Origin of the sequence: Kistimonas scapharcae (assembly GCF_039540975.1) — a bacterium.
In the GTDB taxonomy this organism is placed as follows: domain Bacteria; phylum Pseudomonadota; class Gammaproteobacteria; order Pseudomonadales; family Endozoicomonadaceae; genus Kistimonas; species Kistimonas scapharcae.
In genome coordinates this window covers 1-4,078 of sequence record NZ_BAABFL010000311.1, presented here as the reverse complement: position 1 = coordinate 4,078, position 4,078 = coordinate 1, and the positions used below count along the sequence as shown (strand labels likewise).

2 protein-coding genes are annotated in these 4,078 nt (G+C 45.3%); both read left to right on the top strand.

The genetic code is table 11. From position 1 onward, the window contains the following. The first annotated feature begins 213 nt into the window (after nucleotides 1-213). Entirely contained in the window at nucleotides 214-1,899 is a 1,686-nt protein-coding gene (locus ABD892_RS11445; protein WP_345195799.1) for a phytoene desaturase family protein, read from the top strand. Between the two features lie 163 nt (nucleotides 1,900-2,062). Beyond that, nucleotides 2,063-4,033: a hypothetical protein gene (locus ABD892_RS11440; RefSeq protein WP_345195798.1), complete on the top strand. Its 1,971-nt coding sequence runs from the start codon at nucleotides 2,063-2,065 to the stop codon at nucleotides 4,031-4,033. The last annotated feature ends 45 nt before the right edge of the window (nucleotides 4,034-4,078 follow it).

The window sequence follows — 4,078 nt, the reverse complement described above, 5'->3', positions numbered from 1 at the left end:
ATTTTGCCTGAAGAGCACAGGGGACGCTCTCTTCATTCAATTTAGCCTTACTTCTTCAGATCGTTAAGCGGGAGTTAAGGACCCATTTACTTTCACATCCAGGCCTGAAGACATACACTGTCGCCTGACCGGTTATGGCTCTATCGCACAGAGGGTGCGACAGCACAGTCCCATGCCGCCGCATAACAATGATAAAAGCAAAAGGGTAGTCATATGAAACCCAGCACGATCCGCATCGGGCGCCGATATCGCAGTAACCGGCTGGAAGGCCCTTATGACACTATCGTGATTGGCTCAGGCCCCGGCGGCATGGCTGCAGCCGTCTGCCTTTCAAAAGCCGGACAGAAAGTCCTGGTGCTTGAGCAGCACTACACGGCTGGCGGTTTTACCCACAGTTACAGTCGTAATGGCTATGAATGGGATGTCGGCGTCCATTATGTCGGCGATGTCGGTAACCCGGACACCATGGCGGGTGCCCTGTTTGGCTACCTGACGGAGGGTGAGCTTCAGTGGGCTCCCATGGAAGACAACTACGACCGTTTTTATATCGGTGAAGAACAGTACGACCTGCTCCGTGGCAAAGATGCTTTCCGAAAGCAGATGGTGCATTACTTTCCTGACGAAGCACAGGCTATTGACCAATATCTGGACCTGCTCAAGCAAGTCTCCAATGCCATGCCTGCCTTCATCGGACGCAAGCTGCTACCCGGCTGGATCAACAAAGCCATGCAGCTGGTCGGCAAGGGCAAACTCCCGTCGTTTTTCAATGAGCGGACGGTGGATGTCCTCAGTCGTCTGACCAGTAACAAGAAACTGATCGCAGTCCTCACCGGACAATGGGGTGACAACGGCCTGCCCCCGGAACAATCCAGTTTCATGGTACATGCCCTGATTGCCCGCCATTACATGCACGGTGGTTACTACCCGGTCGGAGGCTCCTCACGAATCGCAGAAACCATGATTCCCCAGATTCAGGCAACCGGTGGAGAATTGTTCACTTACGCGGTAGTCACCGACATTCTGGTTGAAAATGGCCGGGCTACCGGTGTGCGGATGAAAGATGGAACAGAGATACGGGCACAACGGGTCATCAGCAATGCGGGGGTCTACAACACGTTCGAGCGATTGCTGCCGGAACCAATAGCAAAAGCAGCGGGTTATCTCGACAAACTGCGCCAGGTCAGACCATCCATGACGCACCTTGGCATGTATATCGGCATTGCGGATACGGTGGCTAACCTCAACCTGCCGCAGACCAACTTTTGGATTTACCCGGATGAAAACCACGAAAAGAATGTAAACAACTTCCTGGCCGACAGCAGTCAACCATTTCCTGTTGTGTATGTATCATTCCCATCCGCCAAAGACCCCAGCTGGAATGAACGCTATCCCAACCGCGCCACCATTGAAATTGTGGCACCGGCAAAATTTGAGTGGTTTGAGCAATGGAAAGACGAAACCTGGGGTAAGCGGGGTGAAGATTATGATGCGTTGAAAGAAACATTTTCCGAACGCTTGCTCGAAGTCCTGTATGACAAGATGCCGCAACTGCGTGGCAAGATTGATTACTATGAGCTGTCTACACCGCTGTCCACTGACTTCTTCTGTTTTTACAAAAAAGGGGAAATCTACGGACTCGATCACGATCCACAGCGCTTTAACCAGGACTGGCTCAAACCCAAGACCGAGATTCCCGGTCTGTACCTGACCGGGCAGGACGTCATGACCGCCGGTGTGGTTGGGGCGGCCATATCCGGATTTATGACAGCCTGCTCTGTACTGGGGCTTTCCGGTAGCTGGAAATTACAAAAGCAGATGCGAAGCTGGAAACCAAAGAGAGAACCTTCGCAGGTTAAGCCTGCCTCAAAGACGCCTCAAGAAACAGCATCCTCTATTTGAAAAACACCTCTGAATACAGGCAGGCTAATAGATTATTACCCTGCCTGACAATTCCGTTTTATTTAAAGACATTTATTACCCATCCAGAAACCTAAGATTCCATAGGGAGTCTAAGCATTGAATAATATATCCCTTTACTGGTAAGTATCTTCTTTGGAGTATCATGATGGAAGGCAAACTCCCGCCTACAGGCAGTCAACCCGCACCTTCGCAACCAATATCACCAGGAAAGTCTGACACCGGGGAATCAAAAGAACACCTGCAAGCTCAAGCAAAAGTCCTCTCAGGATCAGGTACTGCCGATGTAGTCCCTAAGACACAACTGTCTAAGCGAAAAAAATCAGCGCACACAAAAACAAAGCTATTGGCAGAGGAAGGGCAACCAGCCCCTCAAAGCGAAATTCCCTTGCGGTGTCTGCACCGGTCACATGAAAGATTATTAATCAGAGAGCTGAACAGAGGACAACGATTTGAGCAATCGAGAAAAAAATGGGAGCAGCGTGTAAAGTTAAGGGATGCACAAATGGAACGAATTAATAAGGCTCAACAGGAAGCAGATAACAAAAATTTCACTACAGCAATAACAACACTTAATGCTATTTTTTCCGAACTTAAGGAAAAACCAGATCACTATGTATTATGGAAAGCTGCACGACAAATGGCATTCACTGCAGGATATGCGGGGGATTATTTCGGTGCAATACAGTACTTTGAACTTTACAAAAAACATACTGACTTTATAAACCCATCTGATGAAATGTTTTTTGCCGGCCTCTCTCTTGGTATAGATTTGTTTTCCAGCTCTGAAAGAAGACACAAATTATCATTCGCCTTTCCAAGCTTTAACCCACTAAAAGCAATGAAATCAATACTTTTATCACTGAGAGGAAAAAAAGGAGACTACGGCGAGTGGACATATGCTGCAGAACAACATGCCATGTTCCAACCTATTCTTGACGCTCTCAGAAAGATAGAAAAAGGCGACAGCTATGATATAGCAGATGAGATTTCAAAGCTTTCAGGAGAAAATATACTATATGGAGACATGTTGACATCCATTGGTTGCATGAAGTGCATTGAAGTTGGTTCTTTTGATATTGCAGAAAAATTGGCTAAAACAATACAAAGTCCAGATCACTCTTTTCTCTCCCATTATTTACAGGCATTATGCGCACACAACAAAGGCGAACACGATAGAGCCTTTGTATTGTATCAACAGGAATACGAAAAATATGAACCTGTCTTTAAAGAGTTTGCCGATCTCTGCCTGATGATAAATGACTATGAAAAAGCCATCGAAATATACCTGCATGCCGAAGAGTATTATTCTACCAACGACTATCCTCACGAAGCCGCTTACTATCACAAGCTAGCCCAACGAGAAATTTATAGACTTGATAACAGAATGAAGGAAAAGGCTCAAAAGGTAAAAAAAGAAAGTTCTACCCCCAGCAGCATTACAACAACAAAAGAGATTGAAGAAAAAATGGAGACTCACGCTCTGACAGAGAAAAAACAATCAAAAAGAAAAAAAGCAGAAAAATCCATGCACACTAGAAAGAAAGAGAAAAGCGCAGATGAATATTATTACCTCATCAACAACAACATTGACAATTTAAAATTTTCAGGTTCATCAATGCTTGATGAGGATGATATAACAGCTCAAATTCATGAAGCCGTGGATCATTATCCTAAAGACAAATGGATACTGCATACAGCAGGCTGGTGGTTTTATGAGCAAGGAGAAGAACAACAATCTAAAACACTGCTGCTGCGTGGTTTACAGGGAGTTTTACCCGTCAAATTTAATTACAAGCTTCCTGATAATATACATCAAGATAGGCAACTCACTTTAAGAATCAAAAAAATTATTGAAACGTTACTTAAAGATAAAACTATCTCTCCTGATGATGAGAATTCCTGGGACATTGCCTCATTTCTCAGTGCATATGCATACCACTTAATTACACAGCAGCAGTTTGAACTGGCAGGTCAATTAAGAAATTTAGCCGACACTCTTGATACACGCCGACGGAAAAGAATCTCACAGCGTGTACGACACCAACCTGCAATACAAGTCGTATCACCGGAATTGTTCGGTCATGAATCAGATCCGTTGATTACGTATATATAACAGTCAACGATCATGGTTATGCTAGGTATTTTGGATTATGGCTGT